The sequence below is a fragment of the Sulfitobacter sp. UBA1132 genome (assembly GCF_002311545.1).
GTDB classification, from domain to species: Bacteria; Pseudomonadota; Alphaproteobacteria; order Rhodobacterales; family Rhodobacteraceae; genus Sulfitobacter; species Sulfitobacter pontiacus.
The window spans coordinates 67,083-86,167 of the sequence record NZ_DCAN01000004.1 but is presented as its reverse complement, the minus strand read 5'-3'; the positions used below and the strand labels follow the sequence as shown (position 1 = coordinate 86,167).

Below are 19,085 nucleotides of genomic sequence, written 5' to 3'. Positions count from 1 at the left end.
TGAACCAAGCGGGCGTTTTCAGTTCGACAGGGTCAGATTTACGCGTAAACGGATTCTTTGCCGAAATGTTTGGTCAGCATATAGTAGACCACCGCGCGGTATTTGTTCCGCTCGGATTTGCCGTATGTCTCTACGGCTTTGTTGATACCGTCCATCAGCTCGGGGCTATCCGAGAGACCAAGCTTTTTGATGAGGAAGTTGTTCTTGACCAGCTCAAGCTCGCTTTCCTGCGACGCGGCGATGGTCTGCGCGTCAGCGTTATAGATCGACGGACCGCACCCGATGGTCACTTTCGTCAGCAGGTCCATATCTGGCGTCATGCCGCATTTCGTTTGCAGATCGTCGGCATATTTCGCGATCCATTCATCTCTTTTGCCCATTCGTGGTCTCCAACCGTTGATTTGACCGATGTTTCCGGCCTTGTTTCAGACCCTAAAGCGGTTTTGACGCGCGCAAAAGAATTTTTTCCCGCCTGCGTTTGTCTGTGGGGTTTTCGGCATGTCTTGAGTGCGGCTCGCCCCGCGTCAAACGCTTGTACTGAAGCGGTTTTTCCGCAAAACTGCGATGATGAAGACCGCCCTCGCCACCGCTTTCGCCCTTTGTCTTGCGCCGTTTCCCAGCGTCGCTGGGCCGCTGCCCGACCCCGTTGATCCGGCCAGCTTTGCGCCCATTGATCTGGACGAGGCGATCCTCGGGCAGTTGCTGTTTTACGATCCGATCCTGTCGGGCAACCGCAATATCGCCTGCGCCACCTGTCACCACCCTGATTTTGCCACCAGCGATGGCGTGTCACTGGGTCTGGGCGAAGGTGGGGTCGGGCTGGGGCTGGAACGGCGCGGGGATCCCGACAACATGCCGCCCCACCGCATCCCGCGCAATTCGCCCGCCTTGTTCAATCTGGGCGCACAGGAATTCACCGTGCTGTTCCACGATGGCCGGATCGAGGTTGACGCCGAGATGCCCTCGGGTTTCCGCACGCCGCTGGACGACGATATGCTTGACGGTTTTGCATCTTTGCTCTCGGCCCAAACCATGTTTCCGGTGCTCAGCCCCGACGAGATGGCCGGCCAGAATATGGAGAATGACGTTGCCAAAGCCGTGCGTCAGGGTCTGATCACGGCGCAGGGCGGGGCGTGGGATATTCTGGCGCGACGGGTGGCGGGCTTGCCCGACTATGCGCGGCGGTTCCAATCGGTCTATGATCATATCACCACGCCCGACGACATCGGATTTACCGATATTTCAAACGCGATTGCCGTCTTTGTGGCCTATGAATGGCGGTCCGACAGCTCTGCCTTTGATGCCTATCTGCGCGATCCGTCAGCCCCGTTGGACGCCGATGCGCAAAAGGGCATGGCGCTGTTTTATGGCGCTGCGGGCTGTAGCACCTGCCACGCGGGGGCGTTCCAGACTGACCATAGTTTTCATGCGATGGGGGCACCGCAGCTTGGCCCCGGCAAGGCGGCCGTGTTTGAAACCCATACCCGCGATACGGGGCGCATGGGGGTGACCGGCAATGGGGCCGATGCCTATGCCTTCCGCACGCCGTCCCTGCGCAATGTGATGCAGACCGGCCCTTGGGGGCATGCGGGCGGGCACAGCCAGATAGAGAAGTTCTTGCGCGATCATATGGATCCGGCCCACGCGGCGAAACGCTTTGCCCCCGGCGCGGCTGACAGAAACGGGGTGCGCCTGCCGCCGCTGGACGGGGATGACTGGCGCGAGATGGACGACCCCGCCGCCCGCGATGCCATCACCCAAGCCGCGATGATCCGCGCGCCCAAAGGGCTGAATCCGGGTGATATCGCCGCGTTAGTATCTTTCTTGCGCAGTCTGGATGACCCGCAGGCGCTATCGGGGCGCTTGGGTATCCCTGACACGGTGCCAAGCGGGCTGGCCGTGGGCGGTGCGCCCTGATCAATCGGGCTGCGTCACCGTGATCTGATCGCCTGCCGTCACGCGCATGGGGTCGCTTTGCGTGCCATCGGGCCAGCGGACCTGCACCGTTGCTTCTGCCGCGTCGCCGATGCCGAAATGCAGCGGTGCCAGCACCGCCCCCGCATGACCGCCGCCGATGGTGACTTGCTGGCTTTGCACGGCGTCGCCCACCGTCACGATCACCCGCGCGCCCACGGCAAAGCGATTGCCGCCCGCGCCCCGCACCGCGATGCGCACAAAGCGGCCTGCGTCGGGCGTCGCATTGCGGTACATACGCATCGGCGCGCGCCGGTTCACCACGGCAAGATCCAACAGCCCGTCGCCATCAAAATCCGCCAGCGCCGCCCCCCGTGACCGCGCGATATCGGCCACACCTGAGGTGTCGCCAACCTCGGTAAAGCGGCCATCGGCCCCTTGGATCAACAGATTATTCGGATCGCGCATCGCCATGCCGGGCATCTGGTCGACATTGCCCTTGGCGATAAACAGATCGGCGCGGCCATCGTTGTTCACATCGGCGAAACTGGCGTGCCATCCGGTAGACGGGCGGCCATCGCCGGGCACATAGGGGCGCTGCGCATAGGTGCCGATGTCATAGGCCGCGCCGCGATAACTCCCGTCCGCTTGCGCCACCTGCATCAGCTGGTCCCCCATAGAGGTGAGCATCAGCTCGTCCCGTTGGTCGCCCGTCAGGTCACGGCTGGCGATCCCCATCCCCCAAAGCGAAACTTTGGCCCAGCCATCCGCTTCGGTCAGGAACCGCTGTTCGGCGATGTCCCACATCTGCTCGGCCCCGCCGGAGACATAATAGTGTCTATCATTGGAGATTCGCAGCGATTTGAGCCCACGCGCATCCTCTGCGGCAAGCATCGACAGGGCGCAATACCCCGGCGACAGCTCTTGCGCGGTGTAGCGGGGCGAGGCGCCGCCCTTGGGCGTGAGCAGCGTGTTGGTATCACAGGCGCCAAACGGCCCGTCGGGATTGGCGCGGTCGACGTAATGGCCGATGGCAAGCGTGGGGAAGGATGCGCCATCCTGCCACCAGGCGGTGAAGGCGGTGGTCCATTGATCGGTTTGCGGGATGTTCCATGCCTCTGTCACATCGGTGAACTGGCAATCTGCGCCGCCCTTAAGCACACGGTCCGGCCCGACGCGCATGACATATAGATCAAGCAGCCCGTCGCCGTTCATATCGACAGGATAGGCCCCCGTGGCGCCCGTAATCTCGGGGTCGATCACAGCCCGTTCAAAGGCGATTTCCTCCGTGTCAGAGACGTTTTTGAGCAGCAATAGCGGTGCAGTGCCACCAGCGGCCACCAGATCGGGCAGCCCGTCGCCCGAACAGTCAAACGCCGAGACACCGCCGCCGACAAAATGTTCCCACCCGCCGGCATAATGGTGGTCGGGCAGGCCAGCGCTGATGTCCTGAAACAACGGATCGGCATGGGCAGCAGTGGCAAAGACACAGGCTGCCGCCAGCAAACGATGGATCACGCAGCAGCCTCGCCCAGCAGGGCGTCGGTCACATCGGACAGGGCCAGTGCAGCGGCCCCTTTCGCCCAGACGGACCCGCCCCAAGCGTGGATATCGACAGGGGTCGGCGCGCGGCCCGCGGGTAGGATCATAGAGTTCATCTCGCTTAACACATCGTCAACGTTCAGATAGTCATAGCGCATCCGTTCGCCGCTGAGAATGATCCGTTCGGGGTCAAACAACTGCACGATATTGGCAAGCCCGACGCTCAGGAACCGTCCGGCGCGGTTAAAGATCGCCAGCGCGGCCTCGTTGCCTGCGTTCGCTTCGTCATACAGGGTTTCGATCATCGACACGGCAGAGCTTTCGGCGCGCGGGTCGCGTTCAAATGCGGTGCCTGCCTCGCGGATAATGGCGTAATCGGCGACATAGGCCTCAAGACAGCCGCGCTGCCCGCAACGGCACAGGGCCCCGTCCAACTGCACCTTGGTGTGCCCCAGCTCCATCCCCGGGCCAAGGGCGCCGCGGAACAGCCGGTTGTTCAGCACCAGCCCCATGCCGACGCCGCGTTCAATGGTCACCACGGCAAAGTTGGAAATCCCCCGACCGGCCCCGAACCACAGTTCGGCCAGCGTCAGCAGGTTGGTGTCATTGTCCAAGGACACAGGCAGCCCCAGCGTTTTCGACAGCAGATCGCGCAGCGGCATATCCGTATCCAGCATCACCGGCGACCATTTCACGATCCCGAGGCTCGCATCCACCAGCCCGGGCAAGCCGATTCCCACCGCGCTGATGTCGGACATCACACGCCCGGATTTCAGCAACAGCCTGTCCATGAGGGAACTGACTTCGGACAACATATCTTCGGTAGACTGCCGCAGCGACGCACTAGCGACATGGGCCTTGGCGATGATCGTGCCTGCAAGATCCAGCAATACCGCGGTATGGCGTTCGTCCGACAGCTTCATGCCCACAACGAAACGGCTTTGCGGGGCGACCCGCAGGGCAATGGGCGGGCGGCCACGGCTGGGGCCGCGCTGGCTGTCCTCTACCTCTTGCAGCAGACCGCGCGCGATCAGATCAGAGGTGATGGTGGTCACCGACCCGGGGCTGATGTTGAGCTTGCGCGCCACATCCATGCGCGGCATCTGCCCGTTCGCGCGGACCTGTTCAAACACCTGTTGGCGCAGCGGGCGTGTATCATCCTGCGGCAAGGCCAGCAGCGGGCCACAGCCTGAAGACACAAGTTTTGACCCCTCCGACCCAAGGTCGCGAATTAGTTCGCTCGCCAAACTTTATCCTCCCGATGTATTTTGAAATTCCCCTGCAACAGGTTAATCCCTCTGTCTCCCACAGGAAATAAGCCGTGTTTTGCCGATCTGTGTCAAATTCTTTGTGTCATAATGTAAAATTTATTTTGACAACTGAATTAAAGTGCGCAACCTCATACTACGACGTCACCGATGCCACCAAGGACATCGGATCATTTCATCTGGGAGGAAAGAAATGCGTAAACTCTTTATGGCAGCGGCCGTCGCCACTGCTGGCTTCACTCAGACCGCAGCAGCCGAGGATATCACCGTCGGCGTGAGCTGGTCGAACTTCCAAGAAGAGCGCTGGAAAACAGACGAGGCCGCGATCAAGGCCGCGCTGGACGCTGCCGGTGCGAAATATGTCAGCGCCGATGCGCAATCGTCGTCGGCCAAGCAGTTGTCGGATGTGGAAAGCCTGATTGCCCAAGGCGTTGATGCGCTGATCATCCTTGCCCAAGACAGCCAGGCCATCGGCCCCGCAATCACCGCAGCCGCGGACGAAGGTATTCCGGTTGTGGGCTATGACCGCCTGATCGAAGACCCCCGCGCCTTTTACCTGACCTTCGACAACGTCGAGGTGGGCCGTATGCAAGCGCGTGCCGTGCTGGAAGCGATGCCAAAGGGCAACTATGTGATGATCAAGGGCTCGCCCACCGATCCGAACGCCGACTTCCTGCGCGGCGGCCAGCAAGAAGTGCTGCAATCCGCGATTGATGCGGGCGATATCACCATCGTTGCCGAAGCCTATACCGACGGCTGGCTGCCCGCCAACGCACAGCGCAACATGGAGCAGATCCTGACCGCGCAAGACAATAACGTTGATGCGGTTGTTGCCTCCAATGACGGGACAGCAGGCGGTGCCGTTGCCGCGCTGACCGCGCAAGGCATGGAAGGCACGCCCGTGTCCGGCCAGGACGGCGACCACGCGGCGCTGAACCGTGTTGCCAAGGGCACGCAGACCGTCAGCGTCTGGAAAGACGCCCGCGATCTGGGCAAGAACGCCGCCGAAATCGCTGTTGCCCTTGCCGGCGGCACCGAGATGGCAGACGTGGACGGCGCGCAGGAATGGACATCCCCTGCGGGCACAGCCCTGTCGGCCAAGTTTCTAGCCCCCGTGCCGGTCACCATCGACAACCTGAACGCGGTTCTGGATGCAGGCTGGATTTCGAAAGAAGCCCTGTGCCAAGGCGTGACAGACGTCGCGGCCTGTAACTAAGACCAAAACGCACACCCCGCCCCTGATGCGGGGTGTGCCACCCGTTTGCTTCAGCCCGGCTGCCGCGCTTTGCGGCCCCGCTGATTGACATTGCGACCCAATCCGGAAGCCAATCACATGACAGATACGACCACCGAAACCGGGGCAGATGTACATCCGTCGCCGACAGCGCCCAAGCGCTCTTTTCTTAGCCAGCTCGAAATCGATACCCGTCTGTTAGGGATGATCGGTGCGTTCATTCTGGTCTGCCTCGTGTTCAACGTGCTGACCGACGGGCGCTTTCTGACGCCGCGCAATATTTTCAACCTCACGATCCAGACGGTCAGCGTTGCCATTATGGCGACCGGTATGGTCTTTGTGATCGTGACCCGTCACATCGACCTGTCGGTCGGCGCGATGCTGGCCACCTGCTCTGCCGCGATGGCGATGACCCAGACCGATATCCTGCCGCGTATGCTGGGCATGGGGTTGGGGCATCCGATGATCCCCTGGATCGCCATCGTCGTCGGCCTGCTGTTTGGCACCATCATCGGCGCGTTTCAGGGCTGGCTGATCGGGTTCCTCACGATCCCTGCCTTTATCGTGACCCTTGGCGGCCTGCTGATCTGGCGCAACGTGGCGTGGTATATGACCGACGGTCAAACCATCGGGCCACTGGATGAAACCTTCCGCAAGTTCGGCGGAATCAACGGAACCCTGGGCGAGACATGGTCTTGGGTCGTCGGGTTAATTGCCGTGGTTCTGGCGCTTTGGGCGCTGTGGTCGTCACGCCGCAACAAGGTCACCCACGGGTTTCACGTGAAACCGGTTTGGGCCGAGGTGCTGGTCGGTCTGATCATCGCCGTGGGCATTCTGGGCTTTGTCGCGATCCTGAACGCCTACGAGGTTCCGACCGCGCGTCTGATGCGCGAGTTCAAGGCCCGTGGCGATGTGATGCCCGAAGGCTATACCGCGTCTTACGGCATCCCCTATTCGGTGTTGCTGCTGATCGCGCTGGCGATTGGCATGACCGTGATGGCCAAACGCACGCGGCTGGGGCGCTATATCTTTGCCACGGGCGGCAACCCCGACGCGGCAGAGCTGTCGGGCATCAACACCCGTCTGCTGACGGTCAAGGTTTTTGCCCTGATGGGGGCCCTGGTGGCGCTGTCCGCGGTTGTTGCCTCTGCCCGTTTGACCAACCACTCGAACGACATCGGCACGTTGGACGAACTGCGTGTTATTGCGGCGGCTGTCATTGGCGGCACGGCTCTGGCGGGCGGTATAGGGACGATCCACGGGGCCATTCTGGGTGCCTTGATCATGCAATCGCTGCAATCGGGCATGGCTATGGTGGGCGTTGACGCACCGCTGCAAAACATCGTCGTCGGTGCGGTTCTTGTCTTCGCCGTCTGGATCGACATCGTCTATCGCCGCCGTATGGGAGGGAAATCATGACACCGCTTGTAGAGCTCAAGAATATCTCGCTGTCCTTCGGGGGGGTGCGTGCCGTCGATAACGTGTCGCTGGACCTGTATCCGGGCGAGGTCGTCGGCCTGTTGGGGCACAATGGCGCGGGGAAATCCACGCTGATCAAGATCCTTGCCGGTGCCTATCAGATGGACGAGGGCGAAATCTGGATCGAAGGCAAGAAAGCCAACATCCATTCGCCCCGTGACGCCCGCCGCCACAACATCGAGACCATCTACCAGACGCTGGCGCTGGCCGATAACCTTGATGCGCCCAGCAACCTGTTTCTGGGGCGCGAACTGACCAATAAATTCGGCCTCGTGGATGATGCGCGGATGGAGGCAGAGACCCGCAAGATCATGGCGCGGCTCAACCCCAACTTTAAGAAGATAAGCGAGCCTGTCTCGGCGCTTTCGGGCGGTCAGCGGCAATCGGTTGCGATTGCCCGCGCGGTCTATTTCAACGCCAAGATCCTGATCATGGACGAACCGACCGCCGCCCTTGGGGTGCATGAAAGCAAGATGGTTGCCGATCTGATCAAGGAACTGAAGGCCCAGGGGCTTGGCATCTTCCTGATCAGCCACGACACCCGCGAGATGCTGGAGCTGTGCGACCGTGTGTCGGTGATGAAAAACGGTGCGCTGATCGGCACCGAAAAGGTCGGCGACGTGACCGAGGATGACATCCTGAGCATGATCATCATGGGCAAGGCGCGCGACGCCGCATAGGCGCTGACAAAGGGGAAAACCATGTTTCTGGGGCTTGATCTGGGCACCTCTGGGCTGAAGGCCCTGCTGGTGGACGACGCCGAAAACATCATCGCGGAAAGCGTGGCGCCCTTGCAGGTGTCGCGCCCCCACGATGGCTGGGTCGAACAGGACCCGCGCGATTGGTTCACCGCCTGCGCCGATGCGATTGCGGGGCTGGGGGTTGATCTGGCCGCCGTGCAGGGCATCGGGCTTAGCGGGCATATGCATGGTGCCACCCTGCTGGATGGTGCGGGCACGCCGCTGCGCCCCTGTATGCTGTGGAACGACACCCGCGCCGCAGCGCAAGCCGCCGCGATGGATGCTGATCCCCTCTGGCGCGCGGTCACGGGCAACATCGTGTTCCCCGGTTTCACCGCGCCCAAACTCGCATGGGTGCACGACCATGAACCCGATATTTTCGCGCGCATCGACAAGGTGCTGCTGCCCAAGGACGCGCTGCGCTTCTGGCTGACCGGCGACGCGGTTTCAGAGATGTCCGATGCCGCAGGCACAAGCTGGCTGGATACCGGCGCGCGCGACTGGTCCGACGCCTTGCTGGAACGGTCCGGCCTGACGCGGGCGCAAATGCCATCGTTGGTCGAAGGGTCGCAGGTGTCAGGGCACCTAAGCGGCTCTATCGCGGGACAACTGGGCCTGCCGGCGGGGATCCCCGTTGCGGGGGGCGGCGGCGATAATGCTGCCTCGGCCATCGGGATGGGTGTGGTGAAACCGGGTCAGGCGTTCGTCTCGCTTGGCACCTCGGGCGTGCTGTTTGCCGCGACGCCGGGCTATGCCGCGGCACCTGAAAGCGCGCTGCACAGCTTTTGCCACGCGCTGCCGGACCTGTGGCACCAGATGGGGGTGATCCTGTCGGCCACGGATTCGCTGAATTGGCTGGCCGGTGTGTTGAACGAGGACGCGCGGACGCTCACCTCTGATCTGGGCGCGCTACAGGCCCCCGGTCGCACGATCTTTATGCCCTATCTGGGGGGCGAGCGGACGCCCCATAACGACGCCAATATCCGGGGCGGTTTCCTGCATCTGGCCCATAACACCGACCGCGCCGCCATGACCCGCGCGGTGCTGGAAGGGGTCACCCACGCCCTGCGCGACAGTTTCGACGCGATGCGGCACACCGGCACCCACATCGACAGCCTGATCGCCGTCGGTGGCGGGTCAAAATCCGATTACTGGCTGTCGGCTATCGCCACATCCCTGAACATGCCGATCCAGCTGCCCGCCGCGGGTGACTTTGGCGGTGCCCTTGGGGCTGCGCGCTTGGGTCGTATGGCCGCCACCGTTGCCGGGGCCGAGATCGCCGTGCCACCCCCCATTTCCCGCGTGATAGAGCCTGTTCCGGCCCTGGTAGATGCCTTTTCAGAGGCCCACGCCCGATATTCAGACACGTATAGCGCCGTAAAACATTTGCGCTAAGACAAGAAGGACCATCCCCATGACCAGCTTTTTCGACGGCATCCCGACGATCTCTTACGACCCGCAAGCGGACCATGATTTCGCCTATCGCAGCTATAATCCCGACGAGATGCTGATGGGCAAGAACATGGCAGAGCATCTGCGCTTTGCCGTCGCCTATTGGCACAGTTTCGCATGGGAAGGCGGCGACCCTTTTGGCGGCCAGACCTTCCTGCGCCCGTGGTTCGACACCACGATGGACGCCGCCCGCGCCAAGGCTGACACCGCGTTTGATATGTTCAAGATCCTCGGTCAGCCGTATTTCTGCTTCCACGACGCCGATGTCCGCCCCGAGGGCGATACCTTTGCCGAAAGCACCGCGCGGCTGCACGAGATCACCGATTACTTTGGCGAGAAGATGGAGCAGACAGGCACCAAGCTGCTTTGGGGCACGGCCAACCTGTTTTCGAACCGCCGCTATATGTCGGGTGCCGCCACAAACCCCGACCCCGATATCTTTGCCTATGCCGCCGCGACGGTGAAGGAATGTATCGACGTCACCCACAAGCTGGGCGGCGAGAACTATGTGCTGTGGGGCGGGCGCGAAGGCTATGAAACGCTGCTGAACACCGACCTGAAACGCGAACGCGAACAGGCGGGGCGTTTCTTGCAGATGTCGGTCGAATACGCCCGCAAGATCGGCTTCAAAGGTGCCATCCTGATCGAGCCTAAACCGCAGGAACCGACCAAACACCAGTATGATTACGACGTGGCCACCGTCTATGGTTTCCTCAAGGATTACGGGCTTGAGAACGAGGTGAAGGTGAACATCGAACAGGGTCACGCCATTCTTGCCGGGCATTCGTTTGAACACGAACTGGCGATGGCCTCGGCGCTTGGGATTTTCGGGTCGATCGACATGAATCGCAACGACTACCAGTCAGGCTGGGACACCGACCAATTCCCCAATTCCGTCCCCGAAGTCGCGCTTGCCTATTACGAAGTGCTGAAAGCGGGCGGTTTCACCACCGGCGGCACCAACTTTGACGCCAAACTGCGCCGCCAGTCGCTGGACGCCGAAGATCTGATTTTGGCCCATGTCGGTGCGATGGATGTCTGTGCCAAGGGCCTGAAAGCCGCCGCCGCGATGCTGGAGGATGGCAAGCTCGAAGCGGCGCGTGACGCGCGCTATGCCGGTTGGGGCTCTGAACGCGGCCAAGGCCTGCTGAGCAGCGATCTGGAGACGATCAACGCGCAGGTCAAAGCCGATGCGCTGAACCCGCAGCCCGCCTCGGGCCGTCAGGAAGCGCTGGAAAATCTGGTAAACCGCTATCTTTAAGCTGTTACATGGCGCTGTTAGGGGTCTAGGCTGACCGATAAGGGGGCCCAAGATGTTCAAACGCTACGCCATTTACTATACGCCGCCGCCGGGGGATTTCGCCCGGCGGGGCGCGGCCTGGTTGGGCTGGGATGTGCAGGCGGGCGAAGCTGTGGCACATCCCGATATCGCGGGGCTTGATATTGCCAAGCTGACCCAGCGACCACGCAAATACGGGCTACACGGGACGGTCAAGGCGCCGTTCTTTCTGGCCGATGCGACCAGCGCGGCCCAGTTGACCGATGGCCTCGCCGCCTTTTGCGAAGGGCAGGCTCCGGTGCAGCTGGACGGGCTGGCGCTGGCGCAGATCGGGCGGTTCCTGGCGCTGGTGCCGCAGGGAGACACGACCGCGCTTGGCAGTCTTGCGGCCTCTGCCAATGTGGTGCTGGACGCCTTCCGCGCGCCGCTGTCAGAGGCGGAGTTCACGCGCAAGAACGCCCCTTACCTGACCGATCAGCAGCGGATTTACCTCAAAACCTACGGATACCCCCATATTATGGAGTATTTCCGCTTTCACATCACCCTCACCGGGCCGCTTGCGCCCGATCAGATCGACCCCGTCAAAACGGCTCTGCACCACTATTTAGGGTCAGATACCCCTGCCCCTTTCACCATCGATAGTCTGACGCTTTGTGGCGAGGATGCGCAGGGACGTTTTCACGAGGTCGAACGTTTCGCGCTTGGCAGCTGACCCACGAAAAACGCCGCCCTGCATTCCTGCAAGGCGGCGTTTTGTCAGACGGTATGCACCGGCTTAGTAGCGGTAGTGTTCCGGCTTGAACGGGCCTTCGGGTGTGACGCCGATATAAGCGGCTTGTTCGCTGCTCAGCTGGGTCAGTTTCACGCCGATACGATCAAGGTGCAAACGGGCGACTTTCTCGTCCAGATGCTTGGGCAGGATATAGACCTTGTTCTCGTATTTGCCGGTGTTTTCCCACAGTTCGATCTGCGCCAACACCTGGTTGGTGAAAGACGCGGACATGACAAAGGACGGGTGACCGGTGGCGTTGCCAAGGTTCAGCAGACGGCCTTCGGACAGCAGGATCAGACGGTTGCCCGAAGGCATCTCGATCATGTCGACCTGTTCCTTGATGTTGGTCCACTTGTGGTTCTTCAGCGCGGCAACCTGGATTTCATTGTCAAAGTGGCCGATGTTGCCAACAATCGCCATATCCTTCATCTCGCGCATATGCTCGATGCGGATCACGTCCTTGTTGCCGGTGGTGGTGATGAAGATGTCGGCACTGTCCAGCACGTCTTCCAGCAGGACAACCTCGAACCCGTCCATCGCGGCTTGCAGCGCGCAGATCGGGTCGGCTTCGGTCACTTTCACGCGGGCACCGGCACCGGCCAGCGATGCGGCAGAGCCTTTGCCAACGTCGCCATAGCCACAGACAACAGCGACCTTACCGGCCATCATCACGTCTGTCGCGCGGCGGATACCGTCGACCAGCGATTCACGGCAGCCGTATTTATTGTCGAACTTGGACTTGGTGACGCTGTCGTTGACGTTGATCGCGGGGAAAGGCAGCTGGCCCTGCTTCACCAGATCATAGAGACGGTGGACGCCTGTGGTGGTTTCCTCGGACACGCCCTTGATCTGGTCGCGCATCTTGGTGAACCAGCCGGGGGATTGCTCCATCCGCTTTTGGATCTGCGCCTTGATCGCGACTTCTTCTTCCGACGACGGCACGGGGATCACGTCTTCACCAGCTTCGGCACGGGCGCCCAGCAGGATGTACAGCGTCGCATCGCCGCCATCATCAAGGATCAGGTTCGGGCCGTCGGGGAACTGGAAGGATTTATCTAGGTAATCCCAATGCTCTTCCAGCGATTGCCCCTTGATCGCGAAAACAGGCGTGCCGCCTTCGGCAATCGCCGCTGCCGCGTGATCTTGGGTAGAAAAGATGTTGCACGACGCCCAACGGACATCGGCCCCCAATGCGACAAGCGTTTCGATCAGAACAGCGGTCTGGATCGTCATGTGCAGCGAGCCCACGATGCGCGAACCGGACAGCGGTTTGCTGTCGCCGTATTCCGCGCGCAGGGCCATCAGGCCGGGCATTTCGGTTTCTGCGATATCAAGTTCCTTGCGGCCATAGGCGGCAAGGCTAATGTCTTTAACGATGTAATCGTTGGCCATCGGGGCATCCCTTTTCAAAAGATCGGCTATGTATCGTATATTTGAAAAGGGCCGTAGCACTTTGATGCGGTGATCTCAACGGTGGCGGTCAAGCGTCACACGAAACGGTTACTCTGCCGAGGCGACGATCATCTCGTCCGTGGTCATCCCCGCCATCCAGTTTGCCCCCTGCGCGGTGACGCAGGCCATCCCGTTCGACAGGGTTTTTACAGCAGACCATGTGCCTGTGTCATCCGAGGCCCAGATTTGGACCGCGCCGTCGTCCTGGCCTTCAACCGGCGTTTCGCCGTACCAATCCACCAGCGACGCCTTAAGCTCTTGCGCGGGCATGCAGACATCGCTTGCCATTGCGGGTGCGGCCACGGTCCCGAGGCCAAGTGCGAGTGTGAGAGCAGAAATAACAGGTTTCATGATCGTCTCCTTCGTGGGAAGAACACCGCGAAACCCGCAAATGTTCCACGTGTCAAAGGCAGAGCAATAGAATGGCGCAGCAATCCCGTGCATGGCAACGTATGTTATCCGGCCGCAGGCTTGACCTGCTGGACCCGACGCCGGTCGATATAGAGATCGAGGATATCGCCCATGGGCTGGCCTTTGTCGCGCGGTGGAACGGGCAAACGCGGGGGGATTTTGCCTATTCCGTGGCCGAACATTCGCTGCTGGTCGAGACGATTTACGGCCGGATGAACCCCAAGGCCCCGCCAAAGTGGCGGTTGGCCGCGCTGCTGCACGATGCACCGGAATACGTGATCGGCGATATGATCTCTCCGGTGAAGGCGGCGGTCGGGCCGGAATATGGTGCGCTGGATGACCGGTTGATGTCCGCGATCCATATCCGCTTTGGCCTGCCTGCGGCGCTGCCTAAATCGGTCAAGCAGCAGATCAAGCGCGCCGATAAGGTCAGCGCCTGGATGGAGGCGACGCAGATCGCCGGTTTCTCGGAGGCCGAGGCATCCAAGTTCTTTGGCCGGCCCAACCCCGCTCTGATGGAGGGGCTGTCGATCGTGCTGCGCCCGCCGGTGGACACGCGCAATGACTTCACCGCGCGGCATCTGGATTTGCTGGGCGCGCTGTGATGGTCAAGGTTCGCCCGCCAATCGCGCTGGATGCCGGAAATATGGCGCAACTGCTGAACGAGATCATCACCATCGGGGGTACCACCGCGATGACCCGCCCTGTCACCGGCAAGGATCTGACCGAATGGATGGCCAGCAACGCCGATCAAAGCGCGTGGCATGTGGCGCTGGACGATCAGGAGAACGTCGTGGGGTTCCAGTGGATCAGCCCGCACCCCGATCTGCCGCCCGAGGCCTGCGACATCGCGAGCTTTGTGCAGGTTGGTCGTACCGGTCTGGGCATCGGGTCGGCGCTGTTTGATGCCACCGCGCAGGCAGCGGCACGGCTGGGCTATGTCTGGATCAACGCCACGATCCGCGCCGACAACCACGGCGGGCTGACCTATTACCAAAGTCGCGGGTTTCGCGACTGGCACTATGACGAAGGGGTCTCGCTTGCCTCGGGTCAGGTCGTGGACAAGATCAGCAAACGCTACGACGTGTAGCGCATTACTGCGGGGACCGTTTGGCCAGGATGCGCTGCAAGGTCCGGCGGTGCATGTTCAGCCGCCGCGCCGTTTCGGACACGTTTCTATCGCAAAGCTCGTAGACACGCTGGATATGTTCCCACCGCACACGATCCGCGCTCATGGGGTTTTCCGGAGGCGGCGGCATGTCATCTCCCGTGGCCAGCAGCGCGTTCACGATGTCATTGGCATCAGCGGGTTTTGACAGGTAATCTGTCGCACCGATCTTGACCGCGGCGACGGCGGTGGCGATGGCACCGTAGCCGGTCAGCACCACAACCCGCGCATCGGGGCTTTTGTCGCGCAGCACCTCGACCACATCCAGCCCGTTGCCGTCCTGCAACCGCAGATCGACGACCGCATAGGCCGCGGGGCGCGCGGTCGCGATCGCCACACCGGCGGCGACGGAACCGGCGGTTTCTACGTCAAAGCCGCGCTTCTCCATCGCCTTGGCAAGGCGGCGCAGAAACGGTTCGTCATCATCCACCAGAAGGAGGGACCGATCCTCGCCGAGATCAAGCGCATTTTCCTGAACCATATCATGCTCCGCTGGTTGAATGTTGTACCGGGACTTTATCCAGATATGTGGCGGTGGCCTAGCTTGGTCAAACTTTTACTGATGTTCCACAAAGCAGGCGACCTTGTCGGCCAGCTGCTCTGGCGGGACATCGCGGCGGAAGAAATCGACGAAACCTTCGCCCGGCATCACCAGATAACTAAAGGTCGAATGGTCCACGAGGTAGTCATCGCCTTCATCCTCATGCGCCTTGTAGTAGGTGCGGTAGGCATCGCTTGCCGCTTTGACCTGTGCGGGCGATCCGGTCAGCCCGATCATCTTGGGGTGCATGTTGGCGGCAAAATCTCCAACAACTTCAGGGGTATCGCGGGCAGGATCGACGGAAATGAACACCGGCGTCACGGACATGCCGCGCGCCTCCAGCTCATCCACGGCGCGGGCGTTCCGGTCCACGTCCAGCGGGCAGACGTCCGGGCAGAAGGTATAGCCAAAGTAAACGAGGCTGGGTTCGGTGATCACATCCGCGTCCGTCACGGTCTGGCCTTGGGCATTCACCAGTTCGAACGGCCCGCCCAATTCGGCACCACCGGCCACGGCAGAGTTCTTGCACTGCGCGTATTTGTCGCTGTCGCCATCGGTCCGGTATACAAGCATCAGGGATACCGCCAGAAACGCCAGCACGACCAACACCGCGCCAATTGCCAACACTCTTCTCATATTCATTCTCCTGCGCGGTTAGGCGCTCTTGATCCCGGTCGGACACAGACCTACGCTTTCCCTTTATCAACGTAACCGACATTTTGAAAAGGTGCGCCGATGACGCAGGCCGCTAACATTCCCGTGGGTAGAGGCCTGGGCAAGGGCGCGCGTGCCAACTGGATCCGCCTGCGCACGATGATCGTGCTGCGGTGGGTGGCGATTGCGGGGCAACTGACGGCGATCACCGTCGCGCAACGCATCTTTGGCCTGCAGTTGGAACTGGGGCTGTGCTATTTCGCGATTGGCGTGTCAGTGATCGGCAATCTGATCGCCATTCTGGTGTTTCCCGAAAACAAGCGTCTGTCTGAGTATGAAAACCTGCTGATGGTGCTGTTCGATCTGGTGCAGCTGGCCTTTCTGCTGTTCCTGACGGGCGGGCTGCATAATCCGTTTTCGCTGCTGTTGCTGGGGCCGGTGACCATCTCTGCCACAGCGCTGAGCCTGCGGTCGACCATCGTGCTTTGTGGTACAGCCATTGGGCTGGCGACGGGGCTGGCGCTGTTTCACCTGCCGCTGATCACTCAAGATGGGGGCGTGCTTGAGCTTCCGGGCATCTTTATCTTCGGCATCTGGATCGCGCTGGTGATCGCGATTGTGTTCTCTACCGCCTATTCCCGCCGCGTCACGACCGAGATCCATTCGATGGCAGACGCCTTGGCCGCCACTCAGATGGCGCTGGCGCGCGAACAGAAGCTGACCGATCTTGGCGGCGTAGTTGCCGCTGCCGCGCATGAACTGGGCACGCCCCTTGCCACGATCAAACTGGCCAGCAGCGAGCTGTGGAATGAACTGCAAGACCAGCCCGATCTGGCCGAGGATGCCGCGTTGATCCGCGATCAGGCCGACCGGTGCCGCGATATTCTGCGCGACATGGGGCGGGCGGGCAAAGACGATCTGCATCTGCGCCAAGCCCCCTTGATGACGGTGCTTGAAGAAGCCGCCGAACCGCACCGGATGCGCGGCAAGAGTTTTACCTTTACCCTCGGGCCAGATGCAGGAGACGCCGCCGATCAGCCCGCGATCCTGCGCCGGCCAGAGGTTATCCACGGCCTGCGCAACCTGATGCAGAACGCGGTGGATTTCGCCGCCACAACAGTCTGGGTAGAGGCGAACTGGTCTGACACGGTGATCTCGGTCCGGATATTTGACGATGGTACGGGCTTTCCGCCGCATATCCTTGGCCGCATCGGTGACCCCTTCATGCGGCGGCGCCCTTCGGACCGCAGCAACGCGCGGCGCCCCGAATACGAAGGCATGGGGCTGGGGCTGTTCATCGCCAAGACCCTGCTGGAGCGGTCCGGTGCGGAGCTTCGTTTTGCCAATGGGCCGGACAGCGCCCCCAAGACGGACACCCCCGTCGGTGCGGTGGTCAAGGTCACATGGCCCCGCGAGAAACTTGACGCCCATCACGGGGAAACGCCCCTGCCCACCGGAGAGAACACCCGCTTCACGTGATCCCTGCGGCAGCGGCGTGGGGGCACCAAAGACGATCTCGGCGATTTTCCGCGGTAGGTCTCACGGCCATTCACACGGCGGTTAATAAACTGTTAACTATTTGGGCGCTTAACTGAGTGGAACCCTAAAGAATTGAGTCCCGCTGTGGCTTCCACCTTCGACATTGCGCTCGTGATCTTTGCCATTCTTTCGAGTGGCTATATCGCGTATCTCTGGCTTGATAACGCAGAGACCGCCGACAAGGCCGATCCGCGGGGGGAGCCCGAGCTGTCCTATCTTTTTGACCACGGGGTGCTGCAGCACGCCTCTGGTACGACAGCGCAGTTTTGCCCGCTAGAGGCGGGGTTTCACGAATGGTCCGACTTGCATCACAACGTGTCAGGTCGCTTTGCGATGTTCCCCGACAAACCCCCTTCGACGCCTGAAGGCCAGTTGATCGTCGCGGCCACCGACCCCAAGATTCACACGCTGATCCGCATCACCTGGGAAAAGCATCTGTGCCGCGTGGTGGTGCTGGACCCCAATGATATGGGCGTCGATCTGCGGTCAGAGGCAGAGGTCACGCTGACGCGGCTACGCTCTACCGTGTCGGTGCCGCTTTGGCATACGGACCATGCAAACCGGCTGCTTTGGTACAACGATGCCTATCACGAGTTGTTTAACGCCTGTCACCCCGGTCAGGCGATTGAAACCCAGCGGCTGTTTCCCTGTGATTTCAGCAACGCGACCCATCGTCTGTCCTTGCGCGACCAGATCACGGGGGTGAAAGACTGGTACGCGGTCACCCACAGCCAATCGCGTAGCATCAACTGCTATCAGGCGACCTGCATCACCACATTGGTCCGCGCCGAAGAGGCGCAGCGCAATTTCGTGCAAACGCTGACCAAGACCTTTGCCCAGCTGTCCATTGGTCTCGCGATTTTTGACCGCAAAAGCCAGCTGGTGCTATTTAACCCAGCGTTAATCGACCTGACCGGATTAGGGGCGCAGTTCCTGAGCGCGCGCCCTGCGATCCAGACCTTCTTCGACAAGCTGCGCGAGGCGCGCAAAATCCCCGAGCCCAAGGATTATGCCACCTGGCGCACCACCGTGTCCGAGCTGATCAGCGCCGCCCATGATGGCCGCTATGAAGAGATATGGTCGCTTGAGTCAGGGCAGACCTTTCGGGTCAAGGGCCGACCGCACCCCGACGGGGCCACGGCCTTTCTGATAGAGGATATCAGCGCCCAGGTCAGCCTGACCCGCACCTTCAGGGCAGAGCTGGAACAGGGGCAGGCGATGCTTGATACGCTGGACGATGCCATCGTCGTCTTTTCGTCGTCGGGTATCCTGACCTTCTCTAACACCGCATATAATGACCTTTGGGGTGTCGATCCCGACATGACTTTTGCCGATATCTCTATCCACGATGCCATTCAGGGCTGGCAACGCCGGTCCGCCCCCAATCTGCTGTGGCAAGAGATAGAGGATTTCGTGACCAACCGCGAAGATCGCATGAAGTGGAGCATGCCGCTGTATCTTGCCAACGGGACAGAGCTTACCTGCCTGTTTTCCCCCATCGTGGACGGGGCCACGCTGATCCGGTTTCACCAGCCGAAAAAGCCGGTGGCAGAGATTGAAAACCCCGAAGCCGAGAAACCGCCACAAGACGCCTGACGCCCCGCTTTCGCCTTGCGGCGCACCACCGCGCCCAAGTAACC

18 protein-coding genes are annotated in these 19,085 nt (G+C 61.2%); 11 read left to right on the top strand and 7 right to left on the bottom strand.

Annotated features, from left to right (window positions below; all coding sequences use genetic code 11):
• Window positions 1–38: 38 nt before the first annotated feature.
• Entirely contained in the window at window positions 39–380 is a 342-nt protein-coding gene (locus B4F27_RS01365; RefSeq protein WP_009825680.1) for a DUF2853 family protein, read from the bottom strand.
• A gap of 187 nt (window positions 381–567) precedes the next feature.
• Between B4F27_RS01365 and B4F27_RS01360 the strand changes: the two genes are divergently transcribed.
• Window positions 568–1,917, top strand: a complete 1,350-nt coding sequence (locus B4F27_RS01360) for a cytochrome-c peroxidase (protein ID WP_286758808.1) — start codon at window positions 568–570, stop codon at window positions 1,915–1,917.
• On the opposite strand, the gene B4F27_RS01355 is transcribed toward B4F27_RS01360, so the two are convergent.
• Both B4F27_RS01355 and B4F27_RS01350 read right to left on the bottom strand, forming a co-directional pair.
• Entirely contained in the window at window positions 1,918–3,432 is a 1,515-nt protein-coding gene (locus B4F27_RS01355) for a CRTAC1 family protein (RefSeq protein WP_286758656.1), read from the bottom strand.
• A complete protein-coding gene (locus B4F27_RS01350; RefSeq protein ID WP_286758807.1) occupies window positions 3,429–4,655 on the bottom strand; it encodes an ROK family protein in 1,227 nt (408 codons plus the stop codon). The genes B4F27_RS01355 and B4F27_RS01350 overlap by 4 nt, the downstream gene beginning before the upstream one ends.
• 262 nt (window positions 4,656–4,917) lie before the next feature.
• On the opposite strand from B4F27_RS01350, the gene xylF reads away from it, so the two are divergent.
• The 6 genes from xylF to B4F27_RS01320 all read left to right on the top strand — a co-directional run bounded on the left by xylF (window position 4,918) and on the right by B4F27_RS01320 (window position 11,620).
• A complete protein-coding gene (xylF, locus tag B4F27_RS01345; protein ID WP_037942471.1) occupies window positions 4,918–5,940 on the top strand; it encodes a D-xylose ABC transporter substrate-binding protein in 1,023 nt (340 codons plus the stop codon).
• A 117-nt stretch (window positions 5,941–6,057) separates the two neighbouring features.
• A complete protein-coding gene (locus B4F27_RS01340; RefSeq protein WP_037942469.1) occupies window positions 6,058–7,377 on the top strand; it encodes a sugar ABC transporter permease in 1,320 nt (439 codons plus the stop codon).
• Entirely contained in the window at window positions 7,374–8,117 is a 744-nt protein-coding gene (locus B4F27_RS01335) for an ATP-binding cassette domain-containing protein (RefSeq protein WP_037965650.1), read from the top strand. Before B4F27_RS01340 ends, B4F27_RS01335 begins: the two co-directional genes overlap by 4 nt.
• A 21-nt stretch (window positions 8,118–8,138) precedes the next feature.
• Entirely contained in the window at window positions 8,139–9,572 is a 1,434-nt protein-coding gene (gene xylB, locus B4F27_RS01330) for a xylulokinase (RefSeq protein WP_286758655.1), read from the top strand.
• Window positions 9,573–9,591: 19 nt separating this feature from the next.
• Window positions 9,592–10,890 (top strand): xylose isomerase, encoded by a 1,299-nt coding sequence (gene xylA / locus B4F27_RS01325; RefSeq protein ID WP_286758654.1) that lies wholly within the window; start codon window positions 9,592–9,594, stop codon window positions 10,888–10,890.
• Between the two features lie 52 nt (window positions 10,891–10,942).
• Window positions 10,943–11,620 (top strand): DUF1045 domain-containing protein, encoded by a 678-nt coding sequence (locus B4F27_RS01320; protein WP_286758653.1) that lies wholly within the window; start codon window positions 10,943–10,945, stop codon window positions 11,618–11,620.
• A gap of 63 nt (window positions 11,621–11,683) precedes the next feature.
• Here B4F27_RS01320 and ahcY read toward each other — a convergent pair whose 3' ends face one another.
• Window positions 11,684–13,072 (bottom strand): adenosylhomocysteinase, encoded by a 1,389-nt coding sequence (gene ahcY, locus B4F27_RS01315; protein WP_009825689.1) that lies wholly within the window; start codon window positions 13,070–13,072, stop codon window positions 11,684–11,686.
• A gap of 108 nt (window positions 13,073–13,180) precedes the next feature.
• Entirely contained in the window at window positions 13,181–13,483 is a 303-nt protein-coding gene (locus B4F27_RS01310; RefSeq protein ID WP_005850714.1) for a hypothetical protein, read from the bottom strand.
• A 71-nt stretch (window positions 13,484–13,554) separates the two neighbouring features.
• Here B4F27_RS01310 and B4F27_RS01305 point away from each other — a divergent pair, with 71 nt between their 5' ends.
• Entirely contained in the window at window positions 13,555–14,148 is a 594-nt protein-coding gene (locus tag B4F27_RS01305) for an HD domain-containing protein (protein ID WP_037942460.1), read from the top strand.
• Window positions 14,148–14,633 carry a GNAT family N-acetyltransferase gene (locus B4F27_RS01300; protein ID WP_037942458.1) on the top strand — a complete coding sequence of 162 codons (486 nt, stop codon included), beginning with the start codon at window positions 14,148–14,150 and terminating at the stop codon, window positions 14,631–14,633. Before B4F27_RS01305 ends, B4F27_RS01300 begins: the two co-directional genes overlap by 1 nt.
• Before the next feature lie 4 nt (window positions 14,634–14,637).
• Here the strand turns inward: B4F27_RS01300 and B4F27_RS01295 are convergent, their stop codons facing one another.
• Window positions 14,638–15,192 (bottom strand): ActR/PrrA/RegA family redox response regulator transcription factor, encoded by a 555-nt coding sequence (locus B4F27_RS01295; protein WP_286758652.1) that lies wholly within the window; start codon window positions 15,190–15,192, stop codon window positions 14,638–14,640.
• Between the two features lie 75 nt (window positions 15,193–15,267).
• The gene (locus tag B4F27_RS01290) at window positions 15,268–15,888 is read right to left on the bottom strand and encodes an SCO family protein (RefSeq protein WP_174226592.1); all 621 of its coding nucleotides are present in this window, start codon (window positions 15,886–15,888) and stop codon (window positions 15,268–15,270) included.
• A 99-nt stretch (window positions 15,889–15,987) separates the two neighbouring features.
• On the opposite strand from B4F27_RS01290, the gene regB reads away from it, so the two are divergent.
• Both regB and B4F27_RS01280 read left to right on the top strand, forming a co-directional pair.
• Window positions 15,988–17,385: a sensor histidine kinase RegB gene (gene regB / locus B4F27_RS01285; protein WP_037942455.1), complete on the top strand. Its 1,398-nt coding sequence runs from the start codon at window positions 15,988–15,990 to the stop codon at window positions 17,383–17,385.
• Window positions 17,386–17,529: 144 nt separating this feature from the next.
• The gene (locus B4F27_RS01280) at window positions 17,530–19,041 is read left to right on the top strand and encodes a PAS-domain containing protein (RefSeq protein WP_286758651.1); all 1,512 of its coding nucleotides are present in this window, start codon (window positions 17,530–17,532) and stop codon (window positions 19,039–19,041) included.
• Window positions 19,042–19,085 lie beyond the last annotated feature (44 nt).

Bases quoted from the DNA above. Each gene is read 5' to 3' on its own strand.
- B4F27_RS01360 (WP_286758808.1), top strand. From the start codon at position 568: ATGAAGACCGCCCTCGCCACCGCTTTCGCCCTTTGTCTTGCGCCGTTT.
- xylB (WP_286758655.1), top strand. From the start codon at position 8,139: ATGTTTCTGGGGCTTGATCTGGGCACCTCTGGGCTGAAGGCCCTGCTG.
- regB (WP_037942455.1), top strand. From the start codon at position 15,988: ATGACGCAGGCCGCTAACATTCCCGTGGGTAGAGGCCTGGGCAAGGGC.
- ahcY (WP_009825689.1), bottom strand. From the start codon at position 13,072: ATGGCCAACGATTACATCGTTAAAGACATTAGCCTTGCCGCCTATGGC.
- B4F27_RS01340 (WP_037942469.1), top strand. From the start codon at position 6,058: ATGACAGATACGACCACCGAAACCGGGGCAGATGTACATCCGTCGCCG.
- B4F27_RS01300 (WP_037942458.1), top strand. From the start codon at position 14,148: ATGGTCAAGGTTCGCCCGCCAATCGCGCTGGATGCCGGAAATATGGCG.
- B4F27_RS01305 (WP_037942460.1), top strand. From the start codon at position 13,555: ATGGCGCAGCAATCCCGTGCATGGCAACGTATGTTATCCGGCCGCAGG.
- B4F27_RS01310 (WP_005850714.1), bottom strand. From the start codon at position 13,483: ATGAAACCTGTTATTTCTGCTCTCACACTCGCACTTGGCCTCGGGACC.
- B4F27_RS01290 (WP_174226592.1), bottom strand. From the start codon at position 15,888: ATGAGAAGAGTGTTGGCAATTGGCGCGGTGTTGGTCGTGCTGGCGTTT.
- xylA (WP_286758654.1), top strand. From the start codon at position 9,592: ATGACCAGCTTTTTCGACGGCATCCCGACGATCTCTTACGACCCGCAA.
- B4F27_RS01365 (WP_009825680.1), bottom strand. From the start codon at position 380: ATGGGCAAAAGAGATGAATGGATCGCGAAATATGCCGACGATCTGCAA.
- B4F27_RS01320 (WP_286758653.1), top strand. From the start codon at position 10,943: ATGTTCAAACGCTACGCCATTTACTATACGCCGCCGCCGGGGGATTTC.
- B4F27_RS01295 (WP_286758652.1), bottom strand. From the start codon at position 15,192: ATGGTTCAGGAAAATGCGCTTGATCTCGGCGAGGATCGGTCCCTCCTT.
- xylF (WP_037942471.1), top strand. From the start codon at position 4,918: ATGCGTAAACTCTTTATGGCAGCGGCCGTCGCCACTGCTGGCTTCACT.
- B4F27_RS01335 (WP_037965650.1), top strand. From the start codon at position 7,374: ATGACACCGCTTGTAGAGCTCAAGAATATCTCGCTGTCCTTCGGGGGG.